The sequence below is a fragment of the Streptomyces sp. NPDC057900 genome, from assembly GCF_042887885.1.
In the GTDB taxonomy this organism is placed as follows: domain Bacteria; phylum Actinomycetota; class Actinomycetes; order Streptomycetales; family Streptomycetaceae; genus Streptomyces.
Map to the genome: position 1 here is coordinate 426186 of NZ_JBHVOI010000005.1, position 15420 is coordinate 441605.

10 protein-coding genes are annotated in these 15420 nt (G+C 72.6%); 3 read left to right on the plus strand and 7 right to left on the minus strand.

Annotation, left to right across the window (positions count from 1 at the left end):
* Positions 1 to 64: 64 nt before the first annotated feature.
* From ACFVQ0_RS22185 to ACFVQ0_RS22215, 7 genes are read right to left on the minus strand one after another with little or no spacing between them, the layout of a single operon-like run.
* A complete protein-coding gene (locus ACFVQ0_RS22185; RefSeq protein WP_390090489.1) occupies positions 65 to 892 on the minus strand; it encodes an HpcH/HpaI aldolase/citrate lyase family protein in 828 nt (275 codons plus the stop codon).
* A complete protein-coding gene (locus ACFVQ0_RS22190) occupies positions 889 to 2088 on the minus strand; it encodes a CaiB/BaiF CoA transferase family protein (protein WP_390090491.1) in 1200 nt (399 codons plus the stop codon). The genes ACFVQ0_RS22185 and ACFVQ0_RS22190 overlap by 4 nt, the downstream gene beginning before the upstream one ends.
* Positions 2085 to 2969, minus strand: coding sequence for a ribokinase (gene rbsK / locus ACFVQ0_RS22195; protein WP_390090493.1), 885 nt, complete (start codon positions 2967 to 2969; stop codon positions 2085 to 2087). Before rbsK ends, ACFVQ0_RS22190 begins: the two co-directional genes overlap by 4 nt.
* The gene (locus tag ACFVQ0_RS22200) at positions 2966 to 4348 is read right to left on the minus strand and encodes an ADP-ribosylglycohydrolase family protein (RefSeq protein WP_390090495.1); all 1383 of its coding nucleotides are present in this window, start codon (positions 4346 to 4348) and stop codon (positions 2966 to 2968) included. Before ACFVQ0_RS22200 ends, rbsK begins: the two co-directional genes overlap by 4 nt.
* Complete coding sequence (locus tag ACFVQ0_RS22205) at positions 4345 to 5547, minus strand: ADP-ribosylglycohydrolase family protein (RefSeq protein ID WP_390090497.1); 1203 nt, start codon at positions 5545 to 5547, stop codon at positions 4345 to 4347. Before ACFVQ0_RS22205 ends, ACFVQ0_RS22200 begins: the two co-directional genes overlap by 4 nt.
* Positions 5474 to 6694, minus strand: coding sequence for an ADP-ribosylglycohydrolase family protein (locus ACFVQ0_RS22210; protein WP_390090499.1), 1221 nt, complete (start codon positions 6692 to 6694; stop codon positions 5474 to 5476). The genes ACFVQ0_RS22205 and ACFVQ0_RS22210 overlap by 74 nt, the downstream gene beginning before the upstream one ends.
* Positions 6691 to 7905, minus strand: a complete 1215-nt coding sequence (locus ACFVQ0_RS22215; protein WP_390090767.1) for an ADP-ribosylglycohydrolase family protein — start codon at positions 7903 to 7905, stop codon at positions 6691 to 6693. Before ACFVQ0_RS22215 ends, ACFVQ0_RS22210 begins: the two co-directional genes overlap by 4 nt.
* Positions 7906 to 8169: 264 nt before the next feature.
* On the opposite strand from ACFVQ0_RS22215, the gene ACFVQ0_RS22220 reads away from it, so the two are divergent.
* From ACFVQ0_RS22220 to ACFVQ0_RS22230, 3 genes are all read left to right on the plus strand, one after another.
* Positions 8170 to 8904: a VIT1/CCC1 transporter family protein gene (locus ACFVQ0_RS22220; protein ID WP_390090501.1), complete on the plus strand. Its 735-nt coding sequence runs from the start codon at positions 8170 to 8172 to the stop codon at positions 8902 to 8904.
* A 414-nt stretch (positions 8905 to 9318) separates the two neighbouring features.
* Positions 9319 to 13878, plus strand: a complete 4560-nt coding sequence (gene gltB / locus ACFVQ0_RS22225; RefSeq protein WP_390090503.1) for a glutamate synthase large subunit — start codon at positions 9319 to 9321, stop codon at positions 13876 to 13878.
* A complete protein-coding gene (locus ACFVQ0_RS22230) occupies positions 13871 to 15331 on the plus strand; it encodes a glutamate synthase subunit beta (RefSeq protein ID WP_390090505.1) in 1461 nt (486 codons plus the stop codon). The genes gltB and ACFVQ0_RS22230 overlap by 8 nt, the downstream gene beginning before the upstream one ends.
* Positions 15332 to 15420: the final 89 nt, after the last annotated feature.

Here is a 15420-nt window from a genome sequence, read left to right on the forward strand (position 1 = left end):
CCCTCGCCACGTCGTACGCCCCCGCGCCCCCGGTCGCCGGGCGTCATCGAAGGGGGCCCCGGGGTCAGCGTGGGCCGGTGACCACCGTGCGCCCGGCCAGGGCAAGCGTGCGGTGGGCCGAGGCCACCACCGCCGCGTCCACGAAGCGCCCGTCCGGCAGGGCCAGCGCACCCGCCTCCACGCGGGCCGCTTCGACGATCTCCTGTGCCGCCTCGATCTCCTGCGGCGTCGGCCGGAACGCCCGCTCGATCACCGGAAGCTGCCGGGGATGGATCGCCGCCCGCCCCAGGAACCCCAGCGCCCGCCCGTGCGCGCAGGACGCCCACAGGCCGTCCAGGTCCCGGACGTCCGGGAACACCGACTGGGTCGGCGGGGCCAGCCCGGCGGCCCGGCACGCGACCACCGCCCGGCTGCGCGACCAGTCGAGCCCGGTGTCGTCCCGCACCCCCAGATCGGCCCGGAGATCCGCCTCGCCCAGCGCGATGGACCGGACCTGCGGATGGGCCGCCGCCACCGAGTACGCGTGCTCGATGCCGAGCGCCGACTCCAGCAGCGGGCAGAGCGCGACCCCGGGGGCCAGCGCCGCGATGTGATGGACGGAGGCCGCGTGGGTGATCTTCGGCAGCCGCAGCTCCGCGAGGCCCGGCAGCCCGGCCAGTGCCGTGACGTCGGCCTCGGTGTGGACCCGGACGTGGAGCGGTGTCGCACCGGTCGCCGCCGGTTCGGAGAGGAGCTCTGCGGTGGCCGCCCGCGCGTACTCCTTGCGGTCCGGAGCGACCGCGTCCTCCAGGTCCACGATCACCACGTCCGCCCCCGACGCACGGGCCTTGCGCACCACGTCCGGCCGGTCGCCGGGGACGTACAGCCAGCTGAGGGGGATCGTCGCGGTCACAGGACACGCTCCGCCCGCAGCGCCGAGATCTCCGCGCCGCTCAGCCCGAGACCGGTGAGGATCTCCTCGGTGTCCGCGCCGTGCGGCCGTCCCGCCCAGCGGATCGCCCCCGGGGTCGCGGAGAGCCGGAACAGGACGTTCTGCATCCGCAACGGGCCCAGCTCCGGATCGTCGACCTCGGTGACGGAGTCCAGCGCCCGGTACTGCGGGTCCTCCATCACGTCGCGGATGTCGTGGACGGGCGCGATGGCGGCCTCCGCCTTCTCGAACGCGGAGACCGCGTCGTCCCGGGTGTGCCGGGCGATCCAGTTGCCGACCGCCTCGTCGAGCTCCTCGCAGTGCTCGGCGCGGGTGGTGCCCGAGCCGAACCACGGCTCCTCGATCAGCTCCGCCCGTCCCACCAGGCGCATCACCCGTTCCGCGACGGACTGCGCGGAGGTGGAGACGGCCACCCACTGACCGTCGGAGGTGCGGTAGGTGTTGCGCGGGGCGTTGTTGCGCGAACGGTTGCCGGTGCGCGGCTGGACGTAGCCGAGCTGGTCGTACCAGAGGGGCTGCGGGCCGAGCACCGTCAGGATCGGTTCGATGATCGCCAGATCGACGACCTGCCCCTGCCCGGTGCGCTCCCGCGCGGCCAGCGCGGTCGTCACCGCGAACGCCGTGGCGATCGCCGCGATCGAGTCGGCCAGCCCGAACGGCGGCAGCGTCGGCGGACCGTCCGGCTCCCCGGTGATCGCAGCGAAACCGCTCATCGCCTCCGCGAGCGTCCCGAAACCGGGCCGATGCGCGTACGGGCCGAACTGCCCGAAGCCGGTGACCCGGGCCAGCACCAGCCGGGGATTCACGGCGTGCAGCTCCTCCCAGCCAAGGCCCCACCGCTCCAGCGTGCCCGGCCGGAAGTTCTCGATGATCACATCGGTCTCGGCGGCGAGCCGCAGCAGGATGTCGCGCCCACCGGCCCCGGACAGATCGAGGGTCATGGTGCGCTTGTTGCGGCCGAGCAGTTTCCACCACAGCCCGATGCCGTCCTTCGTGGGGCCGTGGCCCCGGGACGGGTCGGGGCGGCCCGGATGCTCGACCTTGATCACCTCGGCGCCGTAGTCACCGAGCATGGTGGCGCACAGCGGCCCGGCGAAGAGCGTGGCCAGGTCGATGACCCGCAGTCCGGTCAGCGGCGCCGCCGCGGGCCCGGTCATGCGGCGTCGATTTCGCTGCGGTACGGCATGGACGTCGAGGCGCCGGGCTTCTGCACGCAGAGCGCGGCCGCCGCGGAGGCCCAGGCGACGGCCTGCGGCACCGCCCGGCCCTCACCGATGGCCACCGCGAGCGCGCCGACGAAGGTGTCGCCGGCGCCCGTGGTGTCGACGGCGCCGACGTCGGGGGCGGGGAAGTGGACGGCGGTGCTGCCCCGGGCCGCGTACAGGCAGCCCTTGGAGCCGAGGGTGATGAGGACCGCCGGTACGTGGCCGAGCAGGACCTCCGCCGCCGCGTGCGGCTCGGTGTGGCCGGACAGCTCGGCGGCCTCGTGCTCATTGGGGATCAGCAGGTCGACGCAGTCCAGGAGTTCGTCGGGCAGCTCCCGTACGGGCGACGGGGTGAGGAGCACACGTACCCCCTGGGCGTGACCGGCCCGCGCTCCCTCGACCACGGCGGACAGCGGCAGCTCCAGCTGGAGCAGCAGCAGATCGGCCCCGGCGATCGCGGCGATCTCGCCGGGACCGAGCGCGGTGACCGCGCCGTTGGCCCCGGGGATGACCACGATCGCGTTGGAGCCCTTGGCGTCCACCACGATGTGCGCGGTACCGCTGGGCCCCTCGGCGGTGTGCAGCAGATCGGTGTCGACGCCCGAGTGCTCCAGGTTCTCCCGCAGCCGGGGACCGTATTCGTCGTTGCCGACGGCGCCGATCATCATCACGTCGCCCCCGGCGCGGGCGGCGGCGACCGCTTGGTTGGCCCCCTTGCCGCCGGGCACGGTGCGGAACTCCCGTCCGGTGACGGTCTGTCCGCGCTCCGGGGCCCGGTCCGTGTAGGCCACGAGGTCCATATTGGTGCTGCCGAGCACCGCGACTCTGGTCATGGGCACAGTGCCTCCTGGTGGGTGAGCCGGTGGGTCAGCTCTGCGAGGGTGTCGAAGCCGACCGAGTCGAAACCCGGTACGGACGTGGCGAGACGGTTCTTCAGCGGGGCGGTCCACCGGTCGGGCAGTGCTTCGGGCCGCCCGGCCAGCAGTCCGGCGAGCGAACCGGCGGTCGCCCCGTTGGAGTCGGTGTCCCAGCCGCCGGACACCGCACGGCAGACCGAGCCGGAGAAGTCGCCGTCGGCGTGCGTGAGCGCGGCGGCGAGCAGCGCCGCGTTGGGCAGCACGTGCACCCAGTGGTAGTGGCCGTACGCCGCGTGCAGCCGGTCGACGACCGCGTCGAAGTCGTCCTGCGCGCGGGCCGCTTCGACGCCGTCCCGTACCGCCCGTGCGAACCGCGAACGCGGTGGTACGACCCTGAGCCCGGCGGCCAGGCAGCCGTGCGCGTCGGCCTCGCCGCCGGCCGCCTCCGCCAGGGCGGCGGCGGTGAACATGGCGCCGTACACCCCGTTCCCGGTGTGGGTGAGGACCGCGTCCCGGTGTGCCTGCTCCGCCGCCGCGCCCGGATCGCCGGGGTGGGTCCAGCCGTGCACGTCGGCCCGGATCTGCGCACCGATCCACTCCCGGAACGGATTGCGGTACGAGGCGGTGTCGGGCGGCTCGATGCCGTCCAGCAGATTGCGGTACGCGATCCGCTCCGCGGTGAACGTCCGGCCGGCCGGAAGCTCGTCCAGCCAGAGCCGGGCGAGGTCCGCGGTGGTGAAGGAACGGCCGTGACGCCGGAGCAGCAGCAGGGTGAGGAGGGGGTGGTTGAGGTCGTCGTCCTCCGGCATCCCGTCGATGTTCTCCGCGAGCGAGGTGGCCGCGGAGCGCCGGTTCCAGGGGTAGGTGGCGGCCAGTTCAGGGGGCAGCCCCCTGGCGGTGAACCAGGTGGCCAGCGGCCAGTTCCCGGTGGCGCGGGCCAGTGCGCGGATGCCCTCCAGCGGCAGCTTCTCGACCGGTTTCCCGAGCAGGCAGCCCGCCGCCCGCCCGAGCCAGGCCGCGTGCAGCCGCTCGCGGTCGACGCCGGACGGGGCGGTGCGGGGGAGCGGCCAGCGCGGGCAGGCGGCCCGGATCGCGTCCAGGGCGGTTGGCTCGTTGTCGGCCAACGGTGATTCCAGCAGGGCGAGTTCGTCCAGCAGCCGGCCGGCGACCGCGCGCAGTCCTGGCGGTGCGGGGTGCTCGGAGGCGCCCGCGCGCTCCGGGGCGGGTGATCCGCCGGCCTCGTACCACCGGCGCTCGATGTCCCGGGCGTCCCGCCCGTCCTGCGCGGCCTGCCGCAGTTCGTGTCCGACCAGGTCCTCCGGCTGCACCCAGGTGGCCCGCACGGTCGTGGTCATGGCGTGTCCGCCAGCGCGGCGAAGGCGTTCTCGTGGGCGCGGCGGCGGGCCGTGTCGTGTGCGAACACCTCGCGGGCGACGTCCGCCAGGGTCCGGGCCGGGGCGTGCAGATCGAGGCGGCTGGCCCCGGCGACCGTGCTCACCCAGTCGGCGGGGATCGCGCCCTCGCCGTGCAGGGCGCCCGCGACGGCGCCGCTCATGGTGGCGATCGAGTCGCAGTCCCGCCCGTAGTTGACGGACCCCAGGACCGTTCGCCGGTAGTCGCCGTCCCCGACGAGCAGCATGCCGAGCGCGACGGGGAGTTCCTCGATGGCGTGCAGCCGGGAGGGGCGTCGGGCGCCGAGCGAGGGCGCGCGGTAGTCGGGGCCCACGGTGTCGAAGGGGGCGACCGCCTCCCGCAGCGGGGCCAGGGCGGACTCGAAGTCCCGGTACCCGACGGCCGTTTCGCAGACCGCGTCGATCGCCGCCCGGGTGCCGTCCTTGGCCAGCGACAGACACGTCTCGATGACGCTCGTGGGCGTCGCCCCCGGGACGCAGGCCGCGGCGACGGCGGCCGCGAACACCCCGGCCGCCTCCCTGCCGTACGACGACTGGTGGGCGCCCGCGACATCCAGCGCCTCGGCGTAGGCGGCCTGCGGATGGGCCGCGTTCACCAGTCCGACCGGCGCCATGTACATCGCCGCACCACAGTTGACGATGTTTCCGGCGCCCGCCTCGCGCGGGTCGACATGGCCGTAGTGCAGCCGGGCGACGATCCACTTCTCCGCCAGGAAGACCCGCTGGAGCGGCAGCGCCTCTGCCTCCAGCTCCGGAATCCAGCGGGGGTTCGAGATCAGCTCCGGTACCAGGTGCTCCGCGACCGAGTACGCGTCGAGATGGCCACGCACCTTGCCGTACACCCGGACCAGCGCATGGGTCATCAAGGTGTCGTCGGTGACGTGCCCGTCGCCCTTGTGGTACGGGGCGATGGGGCGGGCGGTCCGCCAGTCGTCGCCGTCCCAGGGGCCGACGACGCCGGTGATCCGCCCGCCGTGCCGGGCCACGATCTGCTCGGGGGGCCGTCCCTCGACCGGCCCGCCGAGCGCGTCACCGACGGCGGCGCCGACGAGCGCGCCCGCGATCCGTTCATCGAGCGTGAGCGCCGTGGGTGTCGTGGGCGGTACGGACCTCGTGGGCGCCGGGGGCGCGGTGGATGTCATGTCCGAATTGTCCACCCGGGGGTGCCGGTTCCGTGTCTGCCAGCAGCCCGGCGAGTTCCAGCAGATCCGTGCCCGCGAAACGGGGCAGCGCGCACCCCGCGAGGGTGCGGCAGGCCTCGCGCCAGCCGTCCGGCACGCTGGTGACGGAGCCGAGCGCGCCCGTCAGCGCACCGGCCAGGGCGGGCGCCGAATCGGCGACCCGGGACAGGCAGGCGGCGGACGGTACGGCCTGCGCGATCTCGCCCCGGGCGGCGGTGGCCAGGGCCAGGGCGACCGGGACGGTCTCGGCCGCGGCGATCCCGTAGCTGTAGACGTGGTCCACGATCTGGTGCTCCAGCACCGGTACGAGGGCGAAGGCACCGGCCGCCTCACCGGCGAAGTCGCGGGCGATCCGGACCGCGTGGGCGGCGTTGCGGGCGATCTCGGTGCCTTCCGGGAGCTGGGCCAGCGCGGCGTTCACCGCCGTGTCCACGTCCGCTCCGCCGAGCGCCTGCGCGATCGCGGCGGCCATCGCCCGCGCCCCGTGCACCCCGTCGCCGTCCTGGGTGTAGCGCGCGTCGAACTCCGCGAGATCGGCCGCAGCCACCGGATCGCCGGGGTGGACGACGGCCAGCACGGCGGCCCGCACACACGCCGCGTCGTCGAAGTAGTGCGGGTTGTCGTGGCCGGTGGCGGGCGGGCGCAGTCCGGCGGCGAGGTTGCCGAGCCCGGCCCGTACCGAGATCCGGGCCCGCAGCGGCAGGACCGCCGACTCGACCTCCGGCGCCCGTGCGGCGGCCGCGGCGACCTCCGCGGCCAGCGCGTTCCAGGCGACGTCCACCGCGGCCCGGATCCGGCGGCCGGGGGAGAGGCCGTGCAGCGGGCCCGCCGCGGAGGTGAGCACGGTCCCGGCCGCGAACGCCGCCCATTCGGCGTCGTCGGAGGGGCCGAGCCGCAGCGGTTCCGGCGGCTGGTTGAGGGCGATGGGGACCGGCAGTGTGGTGGTCGCGTTCTGCTCGGCGAAGGTGTCCAGCTCGCGGGTGAGGCGCCTGGTCCACTCCGGCATCCGGGCCGCCCGGTGCCGCGCGGCCGGCCATCCGGCGGCGTCCCCGGCGGCCAGCCCGAGGAGCAGCCCCTCGATCCGGGCGCGGCGGGCGGTGCCGGTCATGGGCGCACCGCCGGTGCGGCGTCGCGGAGGCCCCGGCCGGTGCTTTCCCCGGTGTCTTCTTGGGCGTCTTCTTCGGGAGGGGGTGCTCCGCCGCCGGGGCCGGGGGCCGGGGGCCGATGCCCGGACCGTTCGTCTGCCTCCGCCTCCGCCTCTGCCGGGGTGAGGAGTTCCGCGATGTCCAGGACGTGGTAGCCGCGCATCGAGGGCAGGCAGCTGCCCCGGACCGGGCCGATGGCCGCCGCCCAGTGCGCCGGAATGGCCGAGGCCCCGTGCAGCGCCCCGGCCAGCGCGCCCGCCACCGCGGCCGTGGTGTCGGCGTCGCGGCCCATGTTGACCGCGGTCAGCACCGCCGTGCGGAAGTCGCCGCGCGCCGCGGCGAACGCCCCGAAGGCCAGCCCGACCGCCTCCGGGGCCAGGTCCGTCCACGGGTAGCCGCCGACGACCACGGCCGAGCGCACCGCGCGCTCCATCGTGAGCCGGTCCGGGTACGGGCGCCGGGCGGCGGTCACCGCGCGGCGCAGCGAACGCGCCGTCCAGGAGTCCATCGGTACGACGGAGAGCGCGGCGGCGATCACGGAGGTGACCCCGGACCCCGTCATGGCGGCCGCCACCCCGGCCGCCACCGCCTGGCCGCCGTAGATGCCCTCGCCGTCGTGGCTGACCCGGCCGTCCACCGCGACCAGCCGGGCCGCCTCCGTGGGACGGCCCGCCGCGAAGACCCCGAACGGCGCCGCCCGCATCGCCAGACCGTCGCTCCAGGCGTGCCGGTGCTGGGCGGAGATCGGGGCGGTCAGTCCCCGGCGCAGGTTCTCCAGCGTGCCGCGCTCGCTGAAACCGGCACCTCGGAACGGCCCCTCGTCCAGGTCCGCGATCCACAGCCGCCAGGCCCGCTCGACATGGGTCACGGTCAGCGCGGAACCGTGCCGGGCCAGCAGCAGCCCGGAGAAGATCGCGTACTCCGTGTCGTCGGTGCCCGCCGGGTCGTCGCTCACGAAGCCCTCGATCCGGCCCCAGCGGCGGCGGATCTCGGAGGGCCGCATGTTCTCCGCGGGCGCGCCCAGCGCGTCGCCGACCGCGAGGCCCAGCAGCGAGCCCCTGGCCCGGTCGGCCGGACCGCCCCGGACTGTTTCGCCGGGGGCCGGGGCCCCTCGGACCGCCGCCCGCGTCCCGTCCGTCCGCGGCACTGCCGGATTTCCCGCCATCAGCTCCATCGCGTCGACCCTTCGCTCGTACCGAGCCAGTTCTCGTACCTGTGGGATCTGTGCCACGCGGAGCCGGGACAGAGGCCGGTAATCGCCACAAAAGGGCCACTCGGATGACGGCCTTCGGACAGCAAGGCAAGCCGTACCTACCTGGTCACAGACAGTGGTAAGTACGGCCTGCCTTGCTGGCGGGGGCCATTTTTCGTGCGTACTTTCGATGGTGTCGAACGGGGCCGGAGCCGGTGAACACCGCTCCGGGAGAAGGGGAGAGCTGTGTCCATCATCGAGACCGACGCCGTACTGCACGAGGCGCACCGGGACAACCACACCCACCGCGATGTGAACGGTGGCTGGCTGCGGCCGGCGGTCTTCGGCGCCATGGACGGTCTCGTCTCGAACCTCGCGCTGATGACCGGCGTCGCGGGCGGTGACGTCTCGCACCGCACGATCGTGATCACCGGACTGGCCGGTCTGGCCGCCGGGGCGTTCTCGATGGCGGCCGGCGAGTACACCTCCGTCGCCTCGCAGCGTGAGCTGGTGGAGGCCGAACTCGACGTCGAGCGGCGGGAGTTGCGCAAGCACCCGCTGGACGAGGAGCGGGAGCTGGCGCAGCTCTACGAGTCCCGGGGCGTCGACGCGGGCCTCGCCCGCGAGGTCGCCCGGCAGCTGTCGCGCGACCCGGAACAGGCCCTGGAGATCCACGCCCGCGAGGAGCTCGGCATCGACCCGGGCGATCTGCCCTCGCCGCTCGTCGCCGCCGTCTCCTCGTTCGGCGCCTTCGCGCTGGGCGCCCTGCTGCCCCTGCTGCCGTACCTGCTCGGCGCGGACGCGCTGTGGCCGGCCGTGCTGCTGGCCCTGGCCGGGCTCTTCGGCTGCGGCGCGGTGGTCGCCCGGGTCACGGCCCGCAGCTGGTGGTTCAGCGGGCTGCGTCAGCTGGTGCTCGGCGGCGCGGCGGCCGCGCTCACCTACGGCCTGGGCATGCTGTTCGGCGTCGCGGTCGGCGGCTGAAAGACTGTCGCCCCGTTACGGGCCGGGACCGGAACCACGGTCCCGGCCCGTAACGTGTGCGTCATCCGTGTGACGTACGTCCTGATCGGCGCCACTGGGCGGAACGTGTTCACGCGACGTAAAATGAGTCTCTATGCAGGGCTACACATAAGTAGTCGTTACCCGGCGGTTTCGTTTTCGCTTCCGCCGGGCATGAGCCGTAGACACCGCAGGCAACGACGCCTGCTCTCTGCGTTCTTCCGGGCGCCGATCCTCCGACTGCGACCCCCTCCACCGCCATCAGCGGTGTCCGTATGTTGGAACGAGCTATCCGCTTCTTGAGAAGCGTCCCATCATGTAATCTGCACGAAATTTCGCAGAGGGCCAGAGTCGTCCCTCGGCTGTTCATATGCCACGACGACGACGGGAGAGCCGATGCGCACCGACGCCTGGTCGCCCATGGACGGTCGCCCCGCCCAGCAGGGGATGTACGACCCCCGCAACGAGCACGACGCCTGTGGTGTCGGGTTCGTGGCCACTCTGACCGGTGTGGCCGGCCACGAGCTGGTAGAGCAGGCGCTGACCGTACTGCGCAATCTCGAACACCGCGGCGCCACCGGATCCGAGCCCGACTCCGGTGACGGAGCCGGAATCCTGCTCCAGGTACCGGACGCCTTCCTGCGCGCGGAGGTCCCCTTCGACCTCCCCGAGGCCGGTGCCTACGCCGTCGGCATCGCGTTCCTGCCCGCGGACGACTCCACAACGGCCGTCCGGGACCTTGAGAAGATCGCCGCGGAAGAGGGCCTCAAGGTCCTCGGCTGGCGCGACGTCCCGGTCACCCCCGACATCCTCGGCAAGGGCGCCCGCGCCACCATGCCCGAGTTCCGGCAGCTCTTCGTCGCGGACGGCGAGAGCACCGGCATCGTCCTGGACCGCAAGGCCTTCGTGCTGCGCAAGCGCGCCGAGCGTGAGACCGGGGTCTACTTCCCGTCGCTCTCCGCCCGCACGATCGTCTACAAGGGAATGCTCACCACCGGGCAGCTGGAGCCGTTCTTCCCGGACCTCTCCGACGCCCGCTTCGCCACCACGGTCGCGCTGGTCCACTCCCGCTTCTCCACCAACACCTTCCCGAGCTGGCCGCTCGCCCACCCGTACCGCTTCGTCGCGCACAACGGCGAGATCAACACGGTCAAGGGCAACCGCAACTGGATGAAGGCCCGCGAGTCCCAGCTCGCCTCCAGCCTCTTCGGTACGGAGCAGCTGGACCGGATCTTCCCCGTCTGCACCCCGGACGCCTCCGACTCCGCCTCCTTCGACGAGGTCCTGGAGCTGCTCCACCTCGGCGGCCGCTCGCTGCCGCACTCGGTGCTGATGATGGTCCCCGAGGCGTGGGAGAACCACGCCTCCATGGACCCGGCCCGGCGCGCCTTCTACCAGTACCACTCCACGATGATGGAGCCCTGGGACGGCCCGGCCTGCGTCACCTTCACCGACGGCGTCCAGGTCGGCGCGGTCCTCGACCGCAACGGTCTGCGCCCCGGCCGCTACTGGGTCACCGACGACGGACTCGTCGTGCTCTCCTCCGAGGTCGGTGTCCTGGACATCGACCCCGCCAAGGTCGTCCGCAAGGGCCGCCTGCAGCCCGGCAAGATGTTCCTCGTCGACACCGCCGAGCACCGCATCATCGAGGACGACGAGATCAAGGCGTCCCTCGCCGCGGAGCAGCCCTACCAGGACTGGCTGGAAACCGGCGAGATCGAGCTGGAGGACCTCCCCGAGCGGGAGCACATCGTGCACACGCACGCCTCCGTCACCCGCCGCCAGCAGACCTTCGGCTACACCGAGGAAGAGCTCCGCGTCATCCTCGCCCCGATGGCCCGCACCGCCGGCGAACCGCTCGGCTCCATGGGCACGGACTCCCCGATCGCCGCGCTGTCCGCCCGGCCCCGGCTGCTCTTCGACTACTTCACCCAGCTGTTCGCCCAGGTCACCAACCCGCCGCTGGACGCCATCCGCGAGGAGCTCGTCACCTCGCTGCGCTCCACGCTCGGCCCGGCCGGCAACATCCTGGAGCCGACCGCCGCGGCCTGCCGCAGCGTCACGCTGCCGTTCCCGGTGATCGACAACGACGAGCTGGCCAAGCTCATACACATCAACGCCGACGGCGACATGCCGGGCATGAAGGCCGCCACGCTCTCCGGTCTCTACCGGGTCGGCGGCGGCGGCGAGGCGCTGGCCGCACGGATCGAGGAGATCTGTACCGAGGTCGACGCCGCCATAGAGGACGGCGCCCGGCTGATCGTCCTGTCCGACCGGCACTCCGACGCGGAGCACGCGCCGATCCCGTCGCTGCTGCTCACCTCGGCCGTCCACCACCACCTCATCCGCACCAAGCAGCGCACCCAGGTGGGCCTGCTGGTCGAGGCCGGTGACGTCCGCGAGGTCCACCACGTCGCGCTGCTGATCGGCTTCGGCGCCGCCGCGGTCAACCCGTACCTGGCCATGGAGTCCGTCGAGGACCTGGTCCGGGCCGGCACCTTCATCGAGGGCATCGAGGCCGAGCAGGCCATCCGCAACCTGATCTACGCACTGGGCAAGGGCGTCCTGAAGGTGATGTCCAAGATGGGCATCTCCACCGTCGCCTCCTACCGGGGCGCCCAGGTCTTCGAGGCCGTCGGCCTCGACCAGTCCTTCGTCGACCGGTACTTCAACGGCACCGCCACCAAGATCGGCGGCGCCGGACTCGACGTCGTCGCCAAGGAGGTCGCCGCCCGGCACGCCAAGGGCTACCCGGCCACCGGTATCTCCGCCTCGCACCGCGCGCTGGAGATCGGCGGCGAGTACCAGTGGCGCCGCGAGGGCGAACCGCACCTGTTCGACCCGGACACGGTCTTCCGCCTCCAGCACGCCACCCGCAACCGGCGCTACGACATCTTCAAGCAGTACACGGACCGGGTGAACGAGCAGTCCGAGCGGCTGATGACGCTCCGCGGCCTGTTCGGCTTCACCTCGGACCGCGAGTCCATCGACATCGAAGAGGTCGAGTCCGTCTCGGACCTCGTCAAGCGCTTCTCCACCGGCGCCATGTCCTACGGCTCGATCTCCCGCGAGGCGCACGAGACCCTCGCCATCGCCATGAACCAGCTGGGCGGCAAGTCCAACACCGGCGAGGGCGGCGAGGACGCCGACCGGCTCTACGACCCGGCGCGCCGCTCCTCCATCAAGCAGGTCGCCTCCGGCCGCTTCGGCGTCACCAGCGAGTACCTGGTCAACGCGGACGACATCCAGATCAAGATGGCGCAGGGCGCCAAGCCCGGCGAGGGCGGCCAGCTGCCCGGCCACAAGGTCTACCCGTGGGTCGCCAAGACCCGGCACTCCACCCCCGGTGTCGGCCTGATCTCGCCGCCGCCGCACCACGACATCTACTCCATCGAGGACCTGGCTCAGCTGATCCACGACCTCAAGAACGCCAACCCGGCGGCCCGCATCCACGTGAAGCTGGTCTCCGAGGTCGGCGTCGGCACGGTCGCCGCCGGTGTCTCCAAGGCCCACGCGGACGTCGTCCTCATCTCGGGACACGACGGCGGAACGGGCGCCTCCCCGCTCACCTCGCTGAAGCACGCGGGCGGCCCCTGGGAGCTCGGCCTCGCCGAGACCCAGCAGACGCTGCTGCTCAACGGCCTGCGCGACCGCATCGTCGTCCAGACCGACGGCCAGCTCAAGACCGGCCGCGACGTCGTCATCGCCGCCCTGCTGGGCGCAGAGGAGTTCGGTTTCGCGACCGCGCCGCTCGTCGTCTCCGGCTGCGTCATGATGCGCGTCTGCCACCTGGACACCTGCCCCGTCGGCATCGCCACCCAGAACCCGGTCCTGCGGGACCGCTTCTCCGGCAAGGCCGAGTACATCGTCAACTTCTTCGAGTTCATCGCCCAGGAAGTCCGCGAGATCCTCGCAGAGCTCGGCTTCCGGACGATCGAGGAGGCCGTCGGCCACGCCGAGCTGCTCGACACCGACCGGGCGATCACGCACTGGAAGGCCCAGGGCCTCGACCTCGCCCCGCTGTTCCACGTCCCCGAGCTGGCCGACGGCGCCGTCCGCCACCAGATCGCGGAGCAGGACCACGGGCTGGACAAGGCGCTGGACAACGAGCTGATCAAGCTCGCCGCCGACGCCCTGCAGGCCGACAGCGCCGAGGCCGCCCAGCCGGTCCGCGCGCAGATCACGATCCGCAACATCAACCGGACCGTCGGCACCATGCTCGGCCACGAGGTCACGAAGAAGTTCGGCGGTGCGGGCCTGCCCGAGGACACCATCGACATCACCTTCACCGGCTCCGCGGGCCAGTCCTTCGGCGCCTTCCTCCCCGGCGGTGTGACCCTGCGCCTGGAGGGCGACGCCAACGACTACGTCGGCAAGGGCCTGTCCGGCGGCCGCGTCATCGTCCGTCCGGACCGGGGCGCCGACCACCTCGCGGAGTACTCCACCATCGCGGGCAACACCATCGCCTACGGCGCGACCGGCGGCGAACTGTTCCTGCGCGGCCGTACCGGCGAGCGCTTCTGCGTCCGCAACTCCGGTGCCACCGTCGTCTCGGAGGGCGTGGGCGACCACGGCTGCGAGTACATGACCGGCGGACACGCCGTCGTCCTCGGCGAGACCGGACGCAACTTCGCGGCCGGTATGTCGGGCGGCGTCGCCTACGTCATCGACCTCCAGCGCGACCACGTCAACGTTGGGAACCTCGGCGCCGTCGAGGAGCTCTCCGACACCGACAAGCAGTGGCTGCACGACGTCGTGCGCCGCCACCAGGAGGAGACCGGATCCACGGTCGCCGAGAAGCTCCTCGCCGAGTGGGACACCTCGGTGACCCGCTTCAGCAAGATCATCCCGTCCACCTACAAGGCAGTGCTCGCCGCCAAGGACGCCGCTGAGCTCGCCGGTCTCTCCGAGCAGGAGACCACCGAGAAGATGATGGAGGCGGCGACCAATGGCTGACCCCAAGGGCTTCCTGACCACCGGCCGCGAGGTCGCCAAGACCCGCCCCGTGGATGAGCGCGTCAAGGACTGGAACGAGGTCTACGTTCCGGGCTCGCTGCTCCCGATCATCAGCAAGCAGGCCGGCCGCTGCATGGACTGCGGCATCCCGTTCTGCCACCAGGGCTGCCCGCTCGGAAACCTCATCCCCGAGTGGAACGACTACGCCTACCGCGAGGACTGGACGGCCGCGTCCGAGCGCCTGCACGCCACGAACAACTTCCCGGAGTTCACCGGGCGGCTCTGCCCGGCCCCGTGCGAGTCGGCGTGCGTGCTCGGCATCAACCAGCCGGCCGTCACCATCAAGAACGTCGAGGTCTCGATCATCGACCAGGCGTGGGACCGGGGCGACGTCACCCCGCAGCCGCCCGAGCGCCTCTCCGGCAAGACCGTCGCCGTCATCGGCTCCGGACCGGCCGGACTCGCCGCCGCCCAGCAGCTGACCCGGGCCGGCCACACGGTCGCCGTCTACGAGCGCGCGGACCGCATCGGGGGCCTGCTGCGGTACGGCATCCCCGAGTTCAAGATGGAGAAGTCGCACATCAACCGCCGCATCGAGCAGATGCGCGCGGAGGGCACCAAGTTCCGCACCGAGGTCGAGGTCGGCAGGGACGTCGACGCCGCCAAGCTGCGCCGCCGCTACGACGCCGTCGTCATCGCCGCCGGTGCCACCGTCTCCCGCGACCTGCCCGTACCGGGCCGCGAGCTGAACGGCGTGCACTTCGCGATGGAGTACCTGCCGCTCGCCAACAAGGTGCAGGAGGGCGACCTCACGGTCTCCCCGATCACCGCCGAGGGCAAGCACGTCGTCGTCATCGGCGGCGGTGACACCGGCGCCGACTGCGTCGGCACCGCCCACCGGCAGGGCGCGCTCTCCGTCACACAGCTGGAGATCATGCCCCGGCCGGGCGAGGACCGGAACGCCAACCAGCCCTGGCCGACCTTCCCGATGCTCTACAAGGTCACCTCCGCGCACGAGGAGGGCGGCGAGCGGATCTACTCCGTCTCCACCACCCACTTCGAGGGCGACGAGGACGGCAACGTCCAGTCCCTCCACCTCATCGAGGTGGAGTTCAAGGACGGCAAGCTGGAGCAGAAGGCCGGCACCGAACGGGTCATCCCGGCGCAGCTGGTCACCCTCGCCATGGGCTTCACCGGCACCGACCAGGCCAACGGCCTCGTCCAGCAGTTCGGCCTGGAACTCGACACCCGTGGCAACGTCGCCCGCGACGACCAGTACGCTACGAACGTGGACGGTGTCTTCGTCGCCGGTGACGCCGGCCGAGGCCAGTCCCTCATCGTGTGGGCCATCGCCGAGGGCCGCTCCGCGGCACGAGGCGTGGACCGCTTCCTGACCGGGGCCAGCGCACTGCCGGCCCCGATCCGCCCGACGGACCGTTCCATGATGGTCTGATCACGGCACACAGACGTCCCGTACAACGGCGTACGGAACTGAACGCGGCGCCTGCCCGTCCCCGACCGGACGATTCGGCAGGCGCCGTG